This window comes from Brevibacillus sp. MS2.2 (assembly GCF_013284345.1).
Classification (GTDB): Bacteria; Bacillota; Bacilli; order Brevibacillales; family Brevibacillaceae; genus Brevibacillus; species Brevibacillus brevis_C.
In genome coordinates this window covers 59,098-80,512 of sequence record NZ_JABSUZ010000023.1, presented here as the reverse complement: position 1 = coordinate 80,512, position 21,415 = coordinate 59,098, and the positions used below count along the sequence as shown (strand labels likewise).

Below are 21,415 nucleotides of genomic sequence, written 5' to 3'. Positions count from 1 at the left end.
TGACTGATGATCGGTTAAATATAATCATAGAGCTACTCCAGATAATGTAAATTACAACCGACGAGTGAACCGCTCTTTTTTCTCCATAAGCCCTTGACCTTCACATTAGCGTGAACGTTTAGACTACATGCAGAACGATAACTCATTCACTCAAGGAGGGACAAAAAATGAACAACTATACAGGGAAAAAAGCAGTCGTATCTGGAGGTACACATGGCATGGGCTTGGCCGTGGCAAAAGCATTGCTGGCAGGCGGTGCCGAGGTCATCGTCTCTGGTCGCAATCCGAAAAATGCCGAAGAAGCAAAACGTGAGCTGGGCGAACGGGCACATGTTGTGGTGTCTGACGTATCGAGCATGGAGGATGTGCAAGCATTCGGAGACTATGTTGAAAAGCATTTTGGCAAGATCGATTTTCTCCATGTGAATGCAGGCACTTCCATTCTGGAACCGTTTTTGGAAGTCACTGAGGAGACCTACGATCGGATTTTTGAGGTAAATACGAAAGGGGCATTTTTCACTGTCCAGCGCTTGGCACCGCTTATTCATGAAGGAGGTTCGATCGTATTTACATCTTCCGTAGCAGATGAAGGCGGCTACCCCGGCATGAGTGTATACAGTGCATCCAAGGCGGCATTGCGCTCTTTGGCCTCCGGGTTTGCAGTGGAGTTGCTTGACAAGGGCATTCGTGTCAATGTCGTGAGTCCCGGTTTCATTGATACGCCTTCCATGGGAGTTGCCGGTTTCTCGGATGAACAACGCGCTACCTTCCAGGAGCTTGGCGATAAGATTACACCAATGAAACGTCATGGTTCATCAGAAGAAGTGGCGAAAGCGGTGCTTTTCTTCGCCTTTGACGCTACCTTTACGACTGGTGCGAGGCTAACTGTGGATGGTGGCATCGGACAAAATTTACATTCCTTTTAAAAAGACGGCCCCGGAGCAGCTGATCGCTTCGGGGCCGTGACTATGAACTAGCTCGTAACCTTTTTTCCGCGGGTAATGGATATTTGCCTCTCCAGCGTTTTCTTCCACTCTTGGAGTGCCTCAATCTGTTCGTTCACTTTGCTGAGCTTTTGTTCGTAAATCGCCAGCATTTCCTCGCAATATTCGTAATCGTCTGGAGTCGCAACTTCCCCTCTGAACAGCGTTCTGATTTCATCCGCTGTTAATCCCAGCTTCAAGTACAGTTGAATCATCTTGACGCGCTTGACTGCCGATTCATTGAAATGGCGGTAATCATTTTCCAGTCGTTCTGCCTGTAACAAACCCTTTTCTTCATAATGGCGGATCGATCGAGTACTGACATTGGTTAATTGGGATAATTCGCTTATTTTCACGCAGTAAAGTACCTCCTCGTGTGAGAATGCTATCCCAATTATATGCCAGAATGTCAGGGTATCCATATCGTTTTTGATTACGAATCTATGCTGCTTCTTTCGTATGAAAATTCTCCAGAAAACAAGAACTAGAAGAAAACATTTACATTTATATGTGAACTCCAGAATTTTTTACATGGTAAATCATATTTGATCGTTCTATAGAGTCAACATCAAGAGAAGGTAGTAAAATACTATCACCTAAAAGGGTTAGCGAAGGTGTTTTTGCGTTAGCTGAATGGATTGCAATTACCAATGACTCTGCTAACATGAACATCGCCGGATCTGTCTACTATAGCAAAGCCCATGCAGCTCTTTAGTAATTACAGTATCCGTGTCCTTGAAAATTTACCGTCCATGTTCCTTCTTTACCGCGTTCACTTTTTCCATATCGACTACCTTTCCATCCATCGTCACCGCTGGCAATGCTTCAATCCCATATGCCTGCGTTTTCTCCTCAAATTCGCCCTCGACACTCTGTTCCAGCTTGTTATGAACGACGACCTCACATTTGGAACAGCATAACGCTTTGACATTTTCCACAAAGGCAGAACTGGAGTGACTGCCATCTACAAATATTTCGATTTTTGCACCCATGACTACTCCTCTCCTTTCGCACATTTTAGCATGATCGGGCATTGCTCCCTTGAGAGGGACCACATCGAGGGTGGACGTTTCGTAGCTTCCTCTAGCAATGCTTTGAAATGTTGAAGCTGGCTTATTTTTTTGTTGATTTCTTCTACTTTATCAAGGGCCAGCTTGTGCATTTCCTGGGTGGGAAGCTCCTCGTCTTTTTTGTACAGAATCAAGAGGTTTTTGATCTCTTCTAACGTAAAGCCAATGTCCTGTGCACGTTTAATGAATAGAATGTCAGTAACGGTTTGCTGAGAGAACATGCGATAGCCGGATTTATTGCGGGGAGCTGCGGCGATGAGTCCCCTTTTTTCGTAGTATCTGACTGTTTCACTATGCACATTGGCTTCACTGGCTACTTGGCTTCTCGTCAACCCATCCATATTTTCCTCCTCAATCATTATGATAAAGGCTGTAGTTACGTACAGAGTCAATCAGAAAAAAGATTGTCTGTTTGGACAACCCTTGTCTGAAGCTGAAACCTTCGTTTTTGGCTCCTCGATCTCCTCTCACAGTTGAATAAACATGTACGCCGACTTAGGTGGATTGGCATGCCAGCCTAACATGAAAAAAGAGACACCCAGTAGCACATGATCTGCCCTGAAGTGTCTCATCAAACGCTTTTTTCGTACTACCATTTTTTCTTAGGTGGACATATCGGTTTGCAAGGTGGTGGAAATGTCGGTTTTGGTGGTGGTGTCGGTGGTGGTGTTGTTGGAATAGGAACTTGTTGATCCTGCAAAACCTTCAGACCAATACGCAGGACGATTTTTTCACGGACGGTCGAGAATGTTTTGGTTGTGTCTTTGCACCGCTTATTTTCCAAACCAATGTCTAATTCGGTGAATTCCGTGAATAACAGCTCACAATACGGTCTCTCGTTGTAAACTTTTCGGTTACCGAACAAACCTACGTTAATCTTTGCCGCATGACCTGATTTATTCAAATATTCTCCGTGTGACTCGAAATCTGGTGCCAGTTGCAAAGTCGGTCCTGTAGCCGGAAAGGTCAGATCCGTACAGAAATCGAATGGTATCAGCGCCGTTGTATGTCGTACGTCACCGCATACAGCAGTTCCCGTTACTTGATCAACTGTGGTGTACTCGATATTTTTGCGAATAAAACCACTGACGAACAACTTTGCAGACAACGGGTTAAATGTAGGAACCAGCTCACATTGCTCCAGAATAACACTCTTTAATACTCGAATGATCTCAAGGGCAGGCCTCTCCAAATGAACATTAGCTTCCACACATACGACAACGGCCGTTTCCGCCAACGTTACAGGTACTTTAATCGTTTTAGGAAAAGCGGTTTCGGTCGAAGCCATTCCGAACACACGGGCGTTTTCCACCGTGCAGCTGTTTTGCGTAACTTGAGTTTGGCCACAGTTACAGCCATCGCCATGTATACCCATTTTTACTCTCTCCTTTATCACCAACCTACTCTCTTTATATTATATGGACTAGATTCAATATGGATTTGGCTGATGCCAAGCGTTATCTGCCCTTTTTTCTAGAAAAGACTGTTTACCTTCTTCGTTATGTATGGAGGCGGAACGGGAACTAGCTGCTTCCGATACCACCATACACGACCGCTAATGGTTGCCAAGCCGCTGAACTCCTTCCATCCTGATTGCGAATGGGTGAGCGGTTCTGCCGTGATGTTGATTTGCCAGTCCCCCGTCTCTACCCATCTATTCGTCAGACAAGCTGGTGCTGTAAGGAGAATGGCACTTGTTCCTACATTTTCTTTGGGCAAGGAAGGGCGTAATACTGTAGAGGTAAATGGCAAGCGAATCGTTTCATGCTCTACTTTTTGCGAATCGACAGTGACCCCCACACCCTTGATTTCCAACTCACCTGACAGCCAGACAATCTTTTTGCTATCATCGTGGCGAACGTGCTGGACATCGATCTTACTTTGGCATTCCACCTCTTTCCAATCGAGCTTCCATGGCACACGTAAGGAATGAACCCACTCTACGTCCCAAATTTCTTCCAGGATAGCAACCTGCATGAGCGATTGACCTGCGTTTTCTACGTAGACTACTTTTGCTTGAATCAGTTCTGGCTGAGATCTGTTGTTTTCTTTCGTAAGATCCCTGGCATCCTTGGAGATGGGAGGAATGTCAGGAGCGGACTGCGGTGAAATTTGTTCAGTAGCTGTCTGCTTGACCGGAGGTGGAGGCGCATGGTTTCGTTTGCGCTTAGGTTTCTTGGAACGATACACTTTCTGCTTATCGATGGCACCTTGCTGAGGCTGCATCTGTTCCTTCGGTACTACAAAAAGGAGCGGGAGTGATGCACTCGACTTTTTCAAAGAGCCTCGATGGTTAAGAATTGGCTTTCGATTCTTCGGATTTTTCTTGTCGTTCGGCATGTCCTCACTCCTCCCCATCAAAATACTCTTCCCATTATCCATACGTGATCGCCCGTCTGGTTGTATAGACACTTGCCCTTTCACTAAATAATTCGTCTTCCCCTAACAAAAAAGAACAACCCTCTCCCAAAGAAACCACGAAAGCCGTTGTCCTTTATTTTTTTAACGCTCCGACACTTATAATCTTGACCTCAGGATGTATCGATATCTTTGCTTTGGAAAATGCTTTTCTCCATTGCCGTTTTGTCCTTGATGGGTTCGGCCTTCACCAAGACCTCTGTCAGGACGATCAAATATCTAAAATGCAAGTCAAATTGGAAACGACCGTTTTTAGCCTTTAAAAAGATCGTGGAGTATGAACCAGATATCGTTAAGCTCGACCGGTACTTCGGTAAACACCTGTTGGTCAAGGTTTTTTGCTGGGGTACCCAGAACCACTTCAAGCAACACAAAAAAGACGATGAAAACTTTCTCGTCGCTCTCCCGTAATTATACGCGATATTTCGGTTACGTATAAGCGAAAGAAAAATCCCTCACAAGGAGGGATTACAGGCGAAACATTTGCTGTTCCGCGTATTGTACCAAACGCTTCGTCATCTCTCCACCGACAGAGCCATTTTGGCGTGCCGACGTATCAGCGCCCAACTCGACCCCAAATTCAGCAGCGATCTCGTACTTTAATTGGTCAAGTGCTGCACGAGCTTGTCCATACACCAAGGAATTTGAACGTGACATTGCTGTTCACCTCTGGTTGTGATTGTTTTCGTGAATGGTAGTATGTGCAGATTATGGGAGTGTAATCAAACATGCTCCGACCGTAGTCTTTGTTCTTTGGAAGCCAGGCCACTCACCATGTAAATTGGCGCGCCTTCCTCTGCATATACTTTTCTCGCCATATTCGTTTGCTCCCATTTTTCTAATAACATCGCAGCTTCATCCATGGTGATTCTGGCATTGTAAGCCAGCTCGTAAACCGCTAAAGCACCGCCCTTTTTCGTAGCTACTTGCAGTGCGATTCGCTCCCTTCTCTCTAGCTCCGGTTTTTGTGTGAAGGCAAAATAACCGTAGATCCCTCCTATGGTCGTACAAGCGAGAATGAAGATAAGGCTGTTCCAATGTACAAGGGCATAGCCGCCTATAAAGGTGAAGACAAATGCTAAACAGCAAAAGAGCAGAAATCTGGACCTTTTATCGATCCATGCAGGGATCGGATCATACTCTTCGTCATATTCGTACACTTCCGACTCATCCGTATAATTCGGAAAGAGATAGATGATTCCACCATCTTCTTGATGCGTAATTGAGCAGTAGTTGCTTTTGTGCCATTTATCGATAATGGGCTCAATCGATTGATAGCTTTCATGCGTATAGTACGGAATCTCTTTCGGATTGAGTTCCCCTGCACTGTCCATGACATACGTCAAAACATCGTGTTCCGAATGCTGTTGATCCTCTTTCCGATGCGAGGTCAGTATGTAACGTCCAATTAATATAAGAAAGATGATTGCAGTAGTAGCCGCTGAGATATACTCTCTCATGTTCAAGATAATTTGTTCTTCTGAGATGGCAATCAATGTGCCAATGACTCCTCCCAATACGGCTTGTAAGATTCTTTTTTTGCGTTTTCGCTGGCTCTGTTCCAGTTTGAGAGCTTCCTCATAGTCACTTTCATAAGGCATATGTCCGTATACATAATCATCCAACTGATAGACGGCCATCTTGCCTGGCATGGTGGACGTGCTCAAAACCTTTCGTTGTTCCATCTCTCTCAGAATTTGCTCACACTGCGATAGCGGCAACTGCGATTCGAGAGCAAACGATGCAACAGAAACGACTCCATGATTTTTATTAGCGACCGTCATTGCAACGGCTTGCTGTGTTCGTTGCATTTGCTTTTTTGCCAGCCTTCTTCCTTCCATGTAAAAGAACGCGTAACCAATGGAAATGAGGCTCATCAAAATTCCTAAGAAGATTGTGTTGTCTAAGATTTGATAGATGCCATCGATGACAAAATAGCCAGTTAGCAAAGCAAGTATGAGAAAAACGCCAATAACAAAAAGAATCACCAAGCTGCCTAAAAATTTATTCATTCGCTGCTCCTTCCTCACCTACAGTAAAGCCCGCGAAATAATAGAGAATGTCACCCTTCTCGGTTACACTCAGGTCAGCAAACCCTTTTTTTTGAAGCTTACTTAATATATCTTGCGCTTTTTGTATGGTAAGAGTAGATTGGGACGCGATATCCGCTGCTGTCACATAGCCCTGCTGATCACGCGCAACAGAAAGAATATACAGGATATTGTCGGACTCGAGGCTTTCAAGAAACTTGAGCTTCTTGAGCCATTTTGATTTTGCCCTTTTGTATTTGATTTCAAGTGGCAGTCCGAAGATGAAACCAAGTGTCATGGCATTCACCGCATAATGTAAGGCTGTCATTTCATAAGGAATGTACGCTTCGTATCTGTCCCCATAAAAAAAGAGCAGAAATGCCTCCACATAAGCTTGTAGGATCGGATGCACCCAAAGTGATAACAACCAAATGCAAATCATCATCCCAAGAACAATCATGAAATCCCTTCTTTTCACTCTATATTTCAGAAATATCGTTCGACTAAATTTTACCTGAATAAACAGAAAAAGACACCAACAAAAAACTAGTGTCTTAGGACTCACTTTTCCATGACTCGCGAATTATATTTGCTCGTCAATCTTTAGCAGATGGATGAACACCTGCCATTCAGTTCTCTGAATTGCTTTTTTTGATTTCTCCGAACCCAACTCTGGAGGGGAGGTTCTTTACATCCTCATTGTGATAAGCATTGATGATATCTGGTGTATACTCTTCCGTCAATCGCATGCCTGCAAGGATCATTTCCTTTTCTTCTTCTGTCACGCTGAAAAACTGGTCACCACAAATTTCACAAGCTATCACCCACCGCTCCTCCAGCTTCTGCAAGCGATTCATATCCCATTGCACATCTTGCTCACACGTTGGGCAGGCATTTATTTTCATCGTCTTTCCCTCCTGTACGTACAGCTTACTTTTCTTGCATTTTACTAGAATGAACAAAAAAAGACACTAACCCGTGTTAGTGTCTTCTCATATGATCGATGGGATGGGTAGTTTTCTAAGGTGACGAGAATCCCCCCATATATGTAAAGCTTATCTCCCGAACCTGCACCTGCTGCCTGCCAACCGGACTTTCCAGCACAACAGAATCGTGTGGAGCCGCTAGCAGCAGTTGCCTGCCTATTGGCGATAAGAATGAAATTCTGTTGTTATCCGGGTCAATGTCTGTGGGGTACACCACAGTAAATGACTCCTCAAATTGATCTTCTTCAAATAGCACTTTTACGCTGCTGCCTAATAAAGTAATTGCTTTAAGCGATTGAAAGAGTGCGCTGTCTTCTTTTGACAAAAGGCTTTCAAGTGTTTGCTTGTAACGCTCGACAATCTCATCGATGGCTTGCTTTTCTTTTCCATAATTGCGTACATATTGATCGTAAAAGAGTGAATACTGCTCGTCAAAAAAGACAAGCTGGTTGATCAGATGATTTCTGGTGCCATTCAAAATACTAGGGTTCATAGTAAATTTCACCCCCCAGTTGCTTTTCATAGACATGTTTGATGAACGTAATGTTCTTCATCGAAAAACCCTCCTTAAAAAAATAGCCCCCGAAGGGACTCTCATCATTGTATCAATAATTTCAAAATGATTCCATCGACTGTTTAGAAATGCTTTACAGAGGATGATCAAAACTCTCTCGCACCGGCATGAAGAATGCTTCCTCCACTTCCGTTGCAGGTAATGGGTGGCTAAAGTAATACCCTTGGATTTCCTTGCAGGCATTCTCCGTAAGAAAGTCTAACTGTCCCTGGGTCTCGATCCCTTCTGCAATGACATTCATGTTTAGATGCTTCGCCATGGAAATGATCGTTGCGACGATCGCCTGATCACTGGGATTCTTCGTGATATCCGTAATGAACGAACGATCAATTTTTAGCTTGTGAATGGGCAGCAGCTTGAGGTAGCTGAGCGAGCTGTAACCCGTTCCGAAATCGTCCAGGCTAATTTTTACGCCATATTCATTCAATTCCTTTAAAATTTCTGTGGAAAGATCTGCGTCCATCATCATACTTTCCGTTATTTCCAATTCCAAATACTGCGGTTCGAGTCCGCTCTCTACCAGGATTTGTCGGATGTAGCCTACGAGATTGGGTTGGTGGAACTGACGTGAGGACAGATTGACTGAAACGGGAATCAAGGGTCCACCCGCATCATGCCATTTCTTCATTTGTTTGCAGGCTTCCTTTAATGTCCACGTGCCAATCTCAAAGATCAAGCCCGTTTCCTCCGCAATCGGGATGAACACACCAGGTGACAGGATTCCTTTTATCGGATGATTCCACCGAACGAGTGCTTCCACGCCAATGAGCTGATTGTTCCCTGTTTGAATCTGTGGCTGGTAGTACAAAACCAGCTCGTCATTCTTTACCGCTTTTCTCAAATCCCTCTCCAGTTCAATACGAATCAACACTTGTTCATCGAGCTCATTGGTAAAAAACTGAAATCCGTTTTTCCCGTTTTTCTTCACTTCGTACATGGCAGCATCAGCATTTTTGAGCAATTGCTCCTCACTGCATCCGTGATCGGGATACACCGCTACGCCAATACTCGCCGAGACGTAATAATCTTTTCCTTGCAAGAGATAGGGGATCTCGATTTCTTTGACCACTTGATCAGCCAATGTCGAAAACTCGTGATCGCCCTCAACATTCTGGCAGATCAGTGTGAACTCATCACCACCCATACGGGCAATCGTCACATCGAATCCTTCCGCGCTTTTTTTGATCCGATCGCTCACTTCTTGCAAAAAACGATCTCCATACGTATGGCCCAGAGAGTCATTGATCATTTTAAAACGATCGATGTCCAGTACCAGCACCGCAAAACGCGTACCCTGTTCGCTATTGTTAATTATCGCCTCCTGCAAGGCTTGATGGAGCTTCCTTCTGTTTGGCAAGCCGGTTAATTCATCGTGAAACGCCTGATATTCCATCATCGACTTGGCGCGTTGCTCCAGCATACGTGTCTGGTCTTCATAAGCCTCCAGAACCAATTGCTGCTCAAAGCTGAGCAACTTCGTAATGGCTTGTGCCAGTTTTTTCGAGTCAGGATAAACTTCTTTCCGATCATCTATAATTCGCATGAGTGTGCCTAACAGGTTTTGAAAAGAACCCATGTACCACTTGGGAGGAAGCCCGATTTTTTGATGAACCATCGCAATTTTCAAGCGTTTTTCAATGAAGGCAGGATCGATCCGGCCGTCAAACATCTCGATTAAATGGTTCTTTAAGGTTTGATGTAATCGTTCAACGGTTGTATGCTCCAATACAATTTGTTTCAAAGAGTCTACATGGAGAATCGATTCATAAAAAGAAGAAGTAATCTGCTCAATTTCAGTCGCAATGACAGGGCGAAACGCTGCGATCAACTGCAAATCCTCTTCCGTCAAGTTAATCATGTTCATTTGTGCGATAACTTCGGTGTTTCCTTCTATTACAATCCGTGCAGAATCGTCTGCCAGCGAAATCGACGGTTGGCAGCATGCAGCGCTGTTTTCCTTGGACGAATTTGATGACTTCTGCATTTACATAGATTCTCCTTTTCCCTAGAACCAACGTACGTATAGGCTCATGCTTATTCACAAATATTCATTCGACATAATTCTACATTTTCCTCCATGTTTATCCATGACAACGTTGAATACTACCTCTCAGGCAAAAGGAAAGAGGTTACTGTTTTTTCGATTACTTTAGTACGTTTCTTGCTGTTTCAGTCCAGATATCCCTCTGATCAAGCTCAATCCCCGTCAGCATGTAATTACTGATATTATCAACAACGAGTGCTAGAATATGAGCTTTTGCTACGAAACGATCAGATGTGAGGACACCTAATTCGTGCTCCGCGAGTAATTGAACGGCTGCAACTACAATATGTTGATGTGTTTTCTTATCTTTTGACTTGAATGACGTCTCCTTTGGCAAATCGATCCCATACGTTTTAGCCTACTGATTGTTAAGTCAAATGGTAACGGATACCAAAAAGAGCTTCACCATGGATTCGGCAAAGCTCCGCTGTTTATTTCGTCTAGATGGTTCACTCGGGTCATCAGTAAGGCTTAGAGGGACGAGACTTTTGTTCGGCGTCCTTGACAGCCGCTCCGGGATTCGTTGCGCCCATCGGTCCGCCCATCTCTTTGCTGTTTCCGCCATTGCCCTGAGCGATTCCAGATTTCAAACGCTGGCCGTACTCTTCGTCACATTGCGAGAAGTAGTCAAGCATTTTCTCTTGAATGCGACGATCACAGGAGAGGAGTGCATCCGTCAGATTGGCAATGAGGTCTTCTCTTTCCCAGTCTTCCAAGAGGCGATAACGTTCTCCCGCCTGTTTGAAATCGTTGGTACGATCAATCTTTTGACGAACGACCTTTCCTTCCACTTCCGGCTGATGATCGGGAGCGGCTTGCTTGGCTTCCTGCAATCCGCCAATAGTCGATGGCTCATAATTAATATGCCGCTGCGTCCGATCTACATGATACAGCATTTGACCGCCTTCCTGGTTGGTAGCGACATGCTTTCTGGGAGCGTTAACCGGAAGCTGCAAATAGTTGGCGCCAACCCGATAACGCTGCGTGTCGGAGTAAGAGAAGGTCCTTCCTTGCAGTAGCTTGTCATCGGAAAAATCAAGTCCATCTACCAAAACACCTGTCCCAAATGCTGCTTGCTCGACCTCTGCAAAATAGTTATCCGGGTTTTTGTTCAGTACCATTTTGCCTACAGGAAGAAACGGGAATTGATCTTCGGGCCATATTTTCGTTGGATCAAGCGGATCAAAATCGAGCTCTGGGTGATCGTCATCACTCATGATCTGGACGCACATTTCCCATTCCGGATATTCCCCTCGCTCAATCGCTTCATACAAGTCCTGCGTGGCATGATTGAAGTTTTTCCCTTGGATCTCTTCCGCCTGTTTTTGTGTCAAATTTTTAATCCCTTGCGTTAATGGTTGCCAATGGTATTTGACCAGGACCGCTTTTCCTTCGTGGTTTACCCACTTGTACGTGTTTACGCCAGAGCCTTGCATTTGCCGATAGTTCGCTGGTATTCCCCACGGGGAGAACAAAAACGTGATCATATGCATGGCCTCAGGCGTGTTCGAGATAAAGTCAAAGATCCGTTCCACGTCTTGCATGTTTGTGACAGGATCAGGCTTGAACGCATGGACAAGATCAGGAAACTTCATCGCATCCCGAATGAAAAAAACTTTGAGGTTATTGCCAACCAGATCCCAGTTCCCGTCCTCTGTATAAAACTTCACCGCGAACCCACGTGGATCGCGCAATGTCTCGGGTGAATGTGTGCCATGAATAACCGTAGAAAACCGTACAAACACAGGCGTTTTTTTCCCCCGCTCCGAAAACAGCTTCGCCCTCGTGTACGTAGAAATCGGCTCATCTCCTACGGTTCCATACGCTTCAAAATAGCCATGTGCTCCGGCACCTCGGCTATGCACGACACGTTCAGGTGTTTTCTCCCGATCAAAATGTGTGATTTTTTCCAGAAAGTCGTAATTCTCCAGAACGGTTGGCCCGCGATTTCCAACGGTCCGCAAGTTCTGGTTGTCTGTAATCGGATGGCCTTGGCGATTCGTCAGGATATTTTCTTCTGACTGGTTGATGGACTTGCTGTTGTCATCCATATGAATCCTCCCTGTCCAGTTTTTCTCATGTGTGGTTCATAACCATGGTTACCGAATGAGGGATTCTTTATGCGCAAAGACTAAATCGCTTCGTAAGCAAAATCATCGTTAAGCACTGGAACCGTGCCACTCTGATTCCATTGTGCTGCAAGTGCGACATCTTCCGGGTACCCCATGCTGATTAGTTCTTGGCCGGAAGCACAGTTCTGCAAGTAAGCGGAAAGATGAGCTTGAGCCGATCGGAAGGCTGCCACCGCCATTTCTGCCTCTGGCGACAAGCGATACCCCTCCAATTCGTGAAGCAACGCACCTGCCGCAATCATATCCTCAATAGCGGGTCGCAATGCTCCATTTTCCCACCGTTCACCGCAAGCGATGACCGTCACAGATCCTTTCTGCTGCTGTATGTATTTGGCGACGGATGACGCATTTCGCAAGCACGCTGCGATTACCTTTGCCCCTGTTTTCTTTGCCAACACGGTACAGGTCGATCCGTTTGGCGAGGGTAATACGATTCTACTTCCCATTGGAACCGTTTTCAGACAGGCGGGTGAAAGGGAGATTGGTTCTCCACGTTTTCCAGCGAGTAGCGCCGCTTTTTGTTTCGCGAATGTTAGGGCTGACTCATCCTTTACCTGATAAGGATAGACAATACCTCCACGTCCCGTTACGATATCGACACACGTGCTGAAGGAAAGCACATCGATAATAACGATCATATCCGATGCAGCTCCGACATGTTCCACCCCTTCATATCCCCAATCAAATCGTGCCGTGTAATCTAGTTGTTTGCATACAGGTACTTCTCCCAAAATCTCCACCATCCTCTATCCAAAATAGTTACTCGTACCCTTACGTTCGCCGTTACAAAATAAGACAAGAAACAATATCGTATTATTGTCCCACTAGATTACACAAGAATGGAGTGAACATGGATGTCTGAAATCGAACACGACGACGATCAAGGTAATACAGAAAGAAGAAGTCACAGTCGCCCAAGAAGAAATACTGTGAGAACAACTGGTATTTTGCAAAACAACCTCGCCCGTGCTCTCACCGCTCACCTCGACCTGGTAAATCTGAACACAGAAGAGGTTGAAGTACGTGTGCAAGTATTGAACTGGGGTAACGCAGTTACGCAAACGAATCCAGTTAGCACCTTGCTTGACATCACGCAATTTATCCCTGCGAATACTCGCACTGCTTTTAATGCGCTGGTCCCCGCTTCTTTCCACTATGAAGTGCGCCTTACCGTAGCAGAAAACAATGAAAATGTCCTTCTCACCACTTATGGCCGTACTTCTATCGGCGGCGGTCAAGTTGTTGGTCTTTCAGTTCTTGACAGTCAATTCCAAACTGTCGAAATCGAAACTTGTATCTAATGATCTTGTAGGAAGAAAATGAGGAATTATGGTGGGAGGCCATAGTTCCTTTTTTAATCCATTCGCATGCAAGAAAAGGCGCTGGGGACGATTCCAACGCCTTTTTGGCTTCTACGACCAACGACCACGACAAAAAAAACTGCCCTCGAAAGGACAGCTTCTTTTAAAAGGAGACTTACAGTTTTACTACGTTCTCAGCTTGTGGGCCACGGTTGCCTTGAACGATGTTGAATTGAACTTTTTGACCTTCGTCCAAAGTTTTGAAACCGTCACCTTGGATTGCGCTGAAGTGTACGAATACATCGTCTCCGCCTTCTACTTGAATGAAACCGAAACCTTTTTCTGCGTTAAACCATTTTACTGTTCCGTTCGTTTGCATCTAAAAAAACCTCCAAAAATTCAATTTGAATATGCTAGTCATATTTACCGAAGCAAATAAAGCTCACATATCATGAAGAAATACCAAATCATGTGCTATGGTACGCCTTCATGATATGTGAATTTTACCTACTCAGCCAATATACGAATGTCATAGGACGGAACTGCAAAATTAAAAACTAAACCTTTTGAAAACCTAAAACAATGAAAGCCCTTCCTCTCTTCCATCCTTGCGGCTCCGATGACCGCGCCAGTGTGAATCGGGGATTCAAAAATGTTATCCATCAGCATACAAATACACCTCGATGAATGATTAGGTATCAATTTTTCAAGTAGCAACCTCATTCTACCATGGTTGTCCAATAAAAGCAACCGTTCACCCTTATACTGGGAAGGCGGTACTCTGTTACAATAGCATTGGGAGGGATTTATTTGCAAAATCATACTTTGACAACCATTCAATTATCTGAATTGCTTCAAAAGAAAGTGCCCGTCCTTTTATTGGATGTACGCGATGCCGAAAAATTTATTTCCGGCAGCCTCGTTCATGAAAACGCATCGACACGTAACGTCCCGTATCTTTTAATGAAAGAACAGGACAAACCGTTCGATGAAGAAACCGAGAAACTTGCGAAAAATGTACAGATTGTTACCCTATGTACAACAGGTAACAAAGCTCAAAAAGCGGCCGCTCTTCTTCGTGAGCATGGTTTTCAAGCAAATGCATTGGAAGGCGGCTTAACCGCATGGAAGGAACAATCAAACGAAGCGAAATGAGCCTAATTTATCAACGATTCTAGCTATTTGCCATATATTACTCCTTTATTTCGATTGGGATTGTCTGATATTGTTGTTCATGCCAAACGAAATAAGCCGAGACTTCCTCTTGAAAAGGAAGTGCGGGGGACTTTTTTGTGGATGAGATACTCCACATTGGGGTGAATCGCCGAACTGGCGTAGGGTTGTTTCCTCAATCCGAATCCGACAACTAACCTCGTAGGCCAAAAAAAGGAGAGATTTGTTTTATGAAACGTTTTGGTTCTGTTACAATCGCGATGACTCTTGGTCTGGGCTTGGCTTTGACAGGGTTTGCTTCTTCTGCTTCCGCAGCATCTAACTGCCCATTGAAGAACGGACAATTCCAATTCAATGCGGGTCAAAATATGGGACAATTCCAACAAGCACCAAATGCACAACAGTTCTTTAACTTTTTCCAAAAGCAAGGCTTTGTTCCTGGCCAACCACAAGCAGTACAGCCAATGCAACCTGTTAAGCAAGGACAAGCTACCCCTGTACAACCATGCCCAATTCAACCAGGATCTTTTCAACCAGCACCCGTACAACAAGCTCCAGTTCAACCAGCACCAGCACAACCTAGCAAGAATGTCACTCAGCCTTCCGCTCCAGTAAATCAGGCTGAAGATGCAAAAACGGGTGATTTTGCGAAACAAGTCCTGGATTTGGTGAACCAAGAGCGTGCAAAAGCAGGTCTCAAGCCTGTTGAAATGGACGCAGCACTGTCCAAAGTAGCGTTGGCAAAAGCACAAGATATGTCTGCTAACAACTATTTTGACCACAACAGCCCAACGTACGGTTCCCCATTTGACATGATGAAGCAGTATGGCATTCAGTACTCGACTGCAGGTGAGAATATCGCCATGGGTCAACAGAGTCCACAAGAAGTTATGCAACAATGGATGAACAGTGAAGGCCACCGCCAAAACATTATGAACCCTGCGTTCACAAAAATCGGTGTAGGCTTCATAAATGGTTACTGGGTACAAGAATTTATCGGATAGAACGCTTTGCACGAAACGAAAAGCCGGTGTCTCTTAAACGAGACCCGGCTTTTTCGTGTAGGCATTATTCCTGCTGTGCTTCGGATGCCTGCTTTTTGGGGGTACAACAGCAGCTATCCTGCTCATTTACCAAAGCGACGTCCTTTTGATACATTTTTTGCTTGGTTGGGTAAGCAGATACTTGCTGCAGCTCGGCATTGACATCAGACGATTGGTTCATCCGTATAGCCCCCTTGCCGTTTTTTGTGGTGCATCCCTAGTATGCTCGCGGTTGTAAACGGCTCATTCCTAAGGAACATTGGAAGCACATGCAAATGAGCCTATCTGCTAATAATATGTTCAAGGTCTTTTAAGGCAGCCGCTGCTGCCGCTACAGGATCTGATTTTCCTCCAACGACTAATAAATCCCCCATGACATCTGTTTCAACCCGTATCGCTTTGGTCGTACCTGATACAGAAGCAAATGGATGAGTATAATCCACTGCACACAGCTCCACTGCTACAGAATGCGTGCCATTCGCTTCCTTTTGGATGCTTCCGATCAGCTTGGGAATCTTCGTATGCTTTTTCCACGTCTCCATTTGTAACGAGGTTATTTCGCGAATACTTGCGCGTGTGATATCGGTCAGATTTACTTGCATGCCAAAAGCAGCGTTTGCCAAGATCGTGAGCTTCGAAGCAGTATCCCAACCATCGATATCGTACGAAGGGTCCGGTTCGGCAATCCCCATCTTCTGAGCGAGCTCGACTGCTTCCGCACAACTGAGCCCCTCTTCCATCATTTTTGTAAGCACGAAGTTCGTCGTTCCCGTAAAAATGCCTTCGACTCGTTTTATTTCACAACCTGCCAAGTTATACTGCAATAGATCGATTGTCGGTAGAGCTGCTGCTGTTGCTCCACTCACTTTCAACGCGACGCCATGTTTTTTGGCTAGAGCGGCTAATCCAGCATAATCGACAACGAGCGCACCTTTTGAAATCGCGATTGCATGTATAGCATTTTCTAATGCATGACGAATATAAGTAAGACCGGGTCCTCCCTCTTTTTCAGATGGACCTGCCTCGATGAGCACGTCTGCTTGAGCTGACTTGATAAATTCCAGTGCGTTCCAAGATGGGTTCCTTGTTTGTTTTGTATGAGCATAGTCTTCCCTTTTTTCTGAATCGATTCCGTTCTCATCGTAGAGACCGGAAGCTGAACGAACGACTCCCACGAGTCTGACATCCGCTTGATAAAGCTCGCGGTATCGCTCCCGTCGCTGCTCGAGCAATCTGGCTACCTGACGTCCTACTGTTCCAAAGCCTGTTAACATAATATTCCAACGTTTCATGAGTCAATCTCCTTGTTGTCTATTCCGATTATTTCCGCCATTTTTTCTGCTTTTCGCCTGTAGCCGGTGCAAATCCCTGCCATTCAGTTTCTTTCCTGTTTTTGCTGAGTAGAGCTCTTCCGTATGATCAATAAACAAAATTCCTTCTAAATGGTCCATCTCGTGCTGAATACACCGAGCAAGGAAATCTTCCGCTTCGATTGTCCTTTTTTCTCCTTGGCGGTTCAACGTCTGAACTTTGACATAATTGGCCCGATGAACGATCCCAAAAACACCCGGTATCGAAAGACAAGCTTCTTGCCCTATCTGCTTACCTGATTTTTCCATTAACACCGGATTAATCAGTTCAATCAAACCACTACCGCAATCCATCACAACTAATCGCTTCGGAATGCCAATCTGGATCGCGGATAAACCTGCTCGACCCTTCGCAGCGTAAATCGTTTGGGCCATATCATCCAAAATCTTTTCATCCTGTGGAGTAATGGATGGTACTCTTTTTGAAGTTTCACGCAAGATAGGGTCTCCCAGGCGAACGATCCTGCGTTCAGCCATTTCCTTCTCCCTCCCGCATTACTCAGTTTTCGATTTCAAGGTAGCAAATCATGTCCTCACTGTCAAAAGGAACCTTGCAAAATCTGAAATATCCCGCTGGCCAAGGGTGACAAATGCATGTAGATACGCTATCTTTATTGGTAAAGATAGATGTTTGTATATGAAAAGGGAGGCTACCATGCATTCATTAGCATCAACGCTGAACGAAACCATCCAACGCGAAAACCCACACGTATATGAAATGCTGTCCAATATCGCCAAGCTGATTTATTTCCCGAAAGAGGGGATTCTCAGCCAGTCGGCAGAAGCGAAAGCAAAAGCGAAAAAGTACAACGCAACCATCGGGATTGCACTGGAAAACGGTCAACCGATGCACCTTAAGGTCATCCAGGATAATCTGTCTGCTTACCAGCCAAAAGACATTTACGAATATGCTCCCCCAGCAGGAAAACCTGAGCTGCGTGCAGCATGGCGTAAAAAAATGATCGAGGAACAGCCTTCACTGGCTAACCGTACGTTTAGTAACCCAATCGTTACAAACGCATTGACGCATGGACTGAGTATCGTATCTGACTTGTTCGCTGACAGCGGCGACAGTGTCATCATCCCAGACAAAAACTGGGAAAACTACGAGCTTACCTTTTCGATCCGCCGTGGTGCGGAAATGGTCTACTATCCATTGTATAACGACGAGATGAAATTTAATGCTGCTGCTTTGCGTGATGCCATTCTCGCTCAAAAAGACAAAGGCAAAGCCATCGTCGTACTCAACTTCCCTAATAACCCAACTGGCTATACACCAGGTCCAGAGGAAGGAAAGCAAATCGTTGCTGCACTTAAAGAAGGTGCTGAGGCTGGGATCAACATTGTCGCAGTGACAGATGACGCGTACTTCGGCTTGTTCTTCGAGGATTCGATGCACGAATCTCTCTTCGCTAGTCTATGCGACGTTCACCCACGTATTCTGCCTGTAAAGGTAGATGGAGCTACCAAAGAGGATTACGTATGGGGCTTCCGTGTTGGCTTCATTACGTATGCTTCCTCATCCACCGACTTGCTCAGCGCTTTGGAACAGAAGACTATGGGAATCATCCGCGCGACTCTTTCCAGCGGATCGCATCCTTCCCAAACATTCGTCCTGCAAGCAATCACTGCACCGGAGTACAAAGCACAGAAGCAGGAGAAATTCGATATCATGAAAGGCCGCGCCAACCGCACCAAGGAAGTGCTCGACAGCGGTAAATACGATGACGTGTGGACTTACTATCCATTCAACTCTGGCTACTTCATGTGCCTCAAGCTAAAGACTGTCGAAGCGGAAACATTGCGCCAGCACTTGCTGGAACAGTATGGCGTCGGTACGATCGCTCTCGGTCAAACCGACTTGCGCATTGCCTTCTCTTGCATTGAAGAAGAAAACATTGCGGACTTGTTCGAATTAGTCTACAGCGGTGTAAAAGATTTGGAAAATGCATTGACCAAATAAATGTAACTAGCTCTTTTGAAAAAAGCGTCTTGACCTCGTGTCAGGGCGCTTTTCGTTTTCTTTCAAAAAAAGCCCCGGAAACCCGCGAAGTTTACATGCGAGGTTTTCCGAGACCTTTCCATCATGCTTTTTCTACTAGCTTTCAATCGACGAACGCATACGCCGCGGCTGGTGTGTACCGATAAAAATGGAGGCGAGCACCAGGATCATCCCCACCCCATGCATCCAAGTAAATGCTTCGTTCAAGAAAAAGACAGCGACGAGAGCAGCGCTTATCGGCATCATTCCGGTGAACAAGCCCGCTTTGGAAGCCTCCACCTTCTCCACCCCTTTGTACCAGAGAAAAAAGGATAAGATGCTTGCCGTAAACGCATAGTACACAAGAAGCCACCACACATTTGCAGGTACAGCACTCCAATCAAACCGCAAGCTTTCCCAGATCGCAAACGGAAGAAACAAGACAAAGCTGATGACATTTATCACGGCCGTCATTTGGAAAGGAGTTATTTTCCCAGAAAGTCTTTTGGCGAAAATCGTGAAGAGCGCCTCGCTAACGACCGCCAAAAATACGAGCAAATTGCCCAGCATGCTTATCCAGTTTTGTTCCCCGCCGCCTCCAGTGAACGTAATGAAGCCGATCCCGCCCACTGAAAGACCGATCGCCACTAAGCTATTGGCGTGTAATTTTTCCTTGAGAAGCCAGAACGAAAACAAAGCGATGCAAGCAGGTACCGTACTCGTAATGATACCCGCTGCAGTAGCGGTCGTCCACTGAACACCATACAGCATGCAAATACTAAACAGAAACACGCCGAAAAACGACTGCCAGAATAAGACCTTGCCTTCCTCACGGCTCCAAGATGTTTTCCATTCCCCACGCATAGCCAGCAGCGGCAATAGGATGACGATCGCGAGCAAAAAGCGCAGCTCCGAAAACAAAAACACAGGAACATGAGAAACAATAACTTTACCGATGGAGATATTGCCCCCGACCAAGGCCATAGCCAAGGCTAACTGAATGTAAGCTAACAGCATGTCGACTCGCTTCTCCCTTCAACCTCCTACAATTCTCTGCATCTGGCCAAACTGCTTGCGATTAACCTGCGTTTTGCCATTCTTTTTGAGATGACGGGATCTTTTTTGTCTTTTTCTCTGCTGCCCCCACCAGCCAGGAACCAAACGGCAGTTTTCCCAGCCCAAATGATATAGCAAAAGAAAGAATGGAGCACAAGACGAAGGCTACCATACTTCCCCACACACCCGTGTGAAAAAGCTGAAGCTCACGTAAAGTCTTCATCAAGTACGTCAAGATCAGTGCATGAATCAAATACGCTCCGTACGAATATTTCCCAAGGAGTCCCAGCCAATGTGTCCATTTGGACTGCTTTTTGCTCATCCATAGGCAGAGAGCGTACACAGCCAGTAAGCAAGCCATCGTATAGAGGAACATCGAAGGTTTCAAGGATGTCGCGACGTTTAAATTGATCTGGCCTTGCCCTGAATCACGCAAAAGTTCATAGCCAATGACGGCGTACAGCACACCAACCGAAACGATGATCCATTGCCAGTATCTTTTCAGCATGGCACGGAATGCAGGCAACGTGCAGGCGACCAAGCCACCGAACAAAAAGTAATAGAAATAATAGAACGCATTTCGATCGCGGTATTTGATGAAATACGTATCAAGCCAATTCATATCGAATCGGAAACCATGCGCCGGGATGTATCGCGCTGAAAACCACATGAGGCCCGCATAAACCAATCCGCTGACTCCAAGAACGACAATGAGACGGAAGCGATTGGTCACGAATCTGCGGAAAAGTTCAAATACGCTTTGCCAAAACGGATACAAAAGATAGAACTGAAAAATCATCACGACGAACCACAGATGATAAGAGGATGTCCCTGTCAGGAAATTTTTGCTTACATTCCAAACGAACGCTGCTCCCTCACCCAAGGGCTTTTCCATCAAATAAAGGTAAACCACCGACCATATTCCATACGGAACCAAAATCTCCGTTATCCGTTTACGCGTGAAGGAAATATAGTTTACTTTTTCGGAGTAGTTGTAAAACAAAACAAGACCCGTAATGAAAATGAATGCTGGTACCGCGAATTTTAACAAATGAAACAACATTCCGTAGATGATCGACACCTGCCCTGTCAATCCCGGCTCACGGATATACACACCAATCACATGCTGATAAACCACAGCCAAGAATGCAAAGGCCCGGATCAGATCCAACTCGCCAATTCGTTCTTTTCGAGCCATAACCAAATACCAGATCCTTCCTGTTTTTACGAAAAAAAGTGCTATCTTTCATCTTA

The 21,415-nt window shown here is 45.3% G+C and carries 24 protein-coding genes and 1 riboswitch; of the genes, 5 read left to right on the top strand and 19 right to left on the bottom strand.

The window, feature by feature from the left end; translation table 11 throughout:
• The first annotated feature begins 167 nt into the window (after positions 1–167).
• On the top strand, positions 168–926 hold the full coding sequence (locus HP568_RS19850) for an SDR family oxidoreductase (protein ID WP_173630024.1): 759 nt from the start codon (positions 168–170) through the stop codon (positions 924–926).
• Between the two features lie 47 nt (positions 927–973).
• On the opposite strand, the gene HP568_RS19845 is transcribed toward HP568_RS19850, so the two are convergent.
• From HP568_RS19845 to HP568_RS19785, 13 genes are all read right to left on the bottom strand, one after another.
• Positions 974–1,339 (bottom strand): MerR family transcriptional regulator, encoded by a 366-nt coding sequence (locus HP568_RS19845; protein WP_173630023.1) that lies wholly within the window; start codon positions 1,337–1,339, stop codon positions 974–976.
• A gap of 387 nt (positions 1,340–1,726) precedes the next feature.
• A complete protein-coding gene (locus HP568_RS19840; protein ID WP_173630022.1) occupies positions 1,727–1,975 on the bottom strand; it encodes a glutaredoxin in 249 nt (82 codons plus the stop codon).
• A gap of 2 nt (positions 1,976–1,977) precedes the next feature.
• Positions 1,978–2,394, bottom strand: coding sequence for a MerR family transcriptional regulator (locus HP568_RS19835; RefSeq protein ID WP_173630021.1), 417 nt, complete (start codon positions 2,392–2,394; stop codon positions 1,978–1,980).
• Between the two features lie 248 nt (positions 2,395–2,642).
• Complete coding sequence (locus HP568_RS19830) at positions 2,643–3,428, bottom strand: CsxC family protein (RefSeq protein WP_048033040.1); 786 nt, start codon at positions 3,426–3,428, stop codon at positions 2,643–2,645.
• A 98-nt stretch (positions 3,429–3,526) separates the two neighbouring features.
• A complete protein-coding gene (locus HP568_RS19825; protein WP_254551366.1) occupies positions 3,527–4,393 on the bottom strand; it encodes a hypothetical protein in 867 nt (288 codons plus the stop codon).
• A gap of 546 nt (positions 4,394–4,939) precedes the next feature.
• Positions 4,940–5,128 carry an alpha/beta-type small acid-soluble spore protein gene (locus HP568_RS19820; RefSeq protein ID WP_056487285.1) on the bottom strand — a complete coding sequence of 63 codons (189 nt, stop codon included), beginning with the start codon at positions 5,126–5,128 and terminating at the stop codon, positions 4,940–4,942.
• Positions 5,129–5,193: 65 nt separating this feature from the next.
• Complete coding sequence (locus HP568_RS19815) at positions 5,194–6,483, bottom strand: DNA primase (RefSeq protein WP_173630020.1); 1,290 nt, start codon at positions 6,481–6,483, stop codon at positions 5,194–5,196.
• Positions 6,476–6,961: a MarR family transcriptional regulator gene (locus tag HP568_RS19810; RefSeq protein WP_173630019.1), complete on the bottom strand. Its 486-nt coding sequence runs from the start codon at positions 6,959–6,961 to the stop codon at positions 6,476–6,478. Before HP568_RS19810 ends, HP568_RS19815 begins: the two co-directional genes overlap by 8 nt.
• A 169-nt stretch (positions 6,962–7,130) precedes the next feature.
• Complete coding sequence (locus tag HP568_RS19805) at positions 7,131–7,406, bottom strand: hypothetical protein (RefSeq protein ID WP_048033034.1); 276 nt, start codon at positions 7,404–7,406, stop codon at positions 7,131–7,133.
• A 115-nt stretch (positions 7,407–7,521) separates the two neighbouring features.
• Entirely contained in the window at positions 7,522–7,980 is a 459-nt protein-coding gene (locus HP568_RS19800) for a GreA/GreB family elongation factor (RefSeq protein ID WP_048035835.1), read from the bottom strand.
• Positions 7,981–8,134: 154 nt separating this feature from the next.
• Positions 8,135–10,045, bottom strand: a complete 1,911-nt coding sequence (locus tag HP568_RS19795; protein ID WP_254551364.1) for an EAL domain-containing protein — start codon at positions 10,043–10,045, stop codon at positions 8,135–8,137.
• A gap of 521 nt (positions 10,046–10,566) precedes the next feature.
• Positions 10,567–12,156 carry a catalase gene (locus tag HP568_RS19790; RefSeq protein ID WP_173630018.1) on the bottom strand — a complete coding sequence of 530 codons (1,590 nt, stop codon included), beginning with the start codon at positions 12,154–12,156 and terminating at the stop codon, positions 10,567–10,569.
• A gap of 80 nt (positions 12,157–12,236) precedes the next feature.
• Positions 12,237–12,980: a 2-phosphosulfolactate phosphatase gene (locus tag HP568_RS19785; protein WP_173630017.1), complete on the bottom strand. Its 744-nt coding sequence runs from the start codon at positions 12,978–12,980 to the stop codon at positions 12,237–12,239.
• 186 nt (positions 12,981–13,166) lie between these two features.
• On the opposite strand from HP568_RS19785, the gene HP568_RS19780 reads away from it, so the two are divergent.
• Positions 13,167–13,538, top strand: a complete 372-nt coding sequence (locus tag HP568_RS19780; protein ID WP_309142230.1) for a hypothetical protein — start codon at positions 13,167–13,169, stop codon at positions 13,536–13,538.
• 175 nt (positions 13,539–13,713) lie between these two features.
• On the opposite strand, the gene HP568_RS19775 is transcribed toward HP568_RS19780, so the two are convergent.
• Complete coding sequence (locus HP568_RS19775; RefSeq protein ID WP_007729289.1) at positions 13,714–13,917, bottom strand: cold-shock protein; 204 nt, start codon at positions 13,915–13,917, stop codon at positions 13,714–13,716.
• Positions 13,918–14,348: 431 nt separating this feature from the next.
• Here HP568_RS19775 and HP568_RS19770 point away from each other — a divergent pair, with 431 nt between their 5' ends.
• Entirely contained in the window at positions 14,349–14,693 is a 345-nt protein-coding gene (locus tag HP568_RS19770; protein WP_254551362.1) for a rhodanese-like domain-containing protein, read from the top strand.
• An 84-nt stretch (positions 14,694–14,777) separates the two neighbouring features.
• Positions 14,778–14,934, top strand: a riboswitch (cyclic di-AMP (ydaO/yuaA leader).
• Between the two features lie 7 nt (positions 14,935–14,941).
• A complete protein-coding gene (locus HP568_RS19765; protein WP_173630015.1) occupies positions 14,942–15,715 on the top strand; it encodes a CAP domain-containing protein in 774 nt (257 codons plus the stop codon).
• A gap of 64 nt (positions 15,716–15,779) precedes the next feature.
• On the opposite strand, the gene HP568_RS19760 is transcribed toward HP568_RS19765, so the two are convergent.
• The 3 genes from HP568_RS19760 to def form a co-directional block, all read right to left on the bottom strand.
• Positions 15,780–15,935, bottom strand: coding sequence for a hypothetical protein (locus tag HP568_RS19760; RefSeq protein ID WP_173630014.1), 156 nt, complete (start codon positions 15,933–15,935; stop codon positions 15,780–15,782).
• Positions 15,936–16,035: 100 nt separating this feature from the next.
• On the bottom strand, positions 16,036–17,046 hold the full coding sequence (locus HP568_RS19755; RefSeq protein WP_173630013.1) for a homoserine dehydrogenase: 1,011 nt from the start codon (positions 17,044–17,046) through the stop codon (positions 16,036–16,038).
• Positions 17,047–17,049: 3 nt separating this feature from the next.
• Positions 17,050–17,601 (bottom strand): peptide deformylase, encoded by a 552-nt coding sequence (gene def / locus HP568_RS19750; protein WP_048033026.1) that lies wholly within the window; start codon positions 17,599–17,601, stop codon positions 17,050–17,052.
• Between the two features lie 178 nt (positions 17,602–17,779).
• Here def and HP568_RS19745 point away from each other — a divergent pair, with 178 nt between their 5' ends.
• Positions 17,780–19,087: an aminotransferase class I/II-fold pyridoxal phosphate-dependent enzyme gene (locus HP568_RS19745; protein WP_048033025.1), complete on the top strand. Its 1,308-nt coding sequence runs from the start codon at positions 17,780–17,782 to the stop codon at positions 19,085–19,087.
• A gap of 135 nt (positions 19,088–19,222) precedes the next feature.
• On the opposite strand, the gene HP568_RS19740 is transcribed toward HP568_RS19745, so the two are convergent.
• Both HP568_RS19740 and HP568_RS19735 read right to left on the bottom strand, forming a co-directional pair.
• The gene (locus HP568_RS19740) at positions 19,223–20,122 is read right to left on the bottom strand and encodes a DMT family transporter (RefSeq protein ID WP_173630012.1); all 900 of its coding nucleotides are present in this window, start codon (positions 20,120–20,122) and stop codon (positions 19,223–19,225) included.
• 61 nt (positions 20,123–20,183) lie between these two features.
• Positions 20,184–21,359: an acyltransferase gene (locus tag HP568_RS19735; protein WP_173630011.1), complete on the bottom strand. Its 1,176-nt coding sequence runs from the start codon at positions 21,357–21,359 to the stop codon at positions 20,184–20,186.
• Between the last annotated feature and the right edge of the window lie 56 nt (positions 21,360–21,415).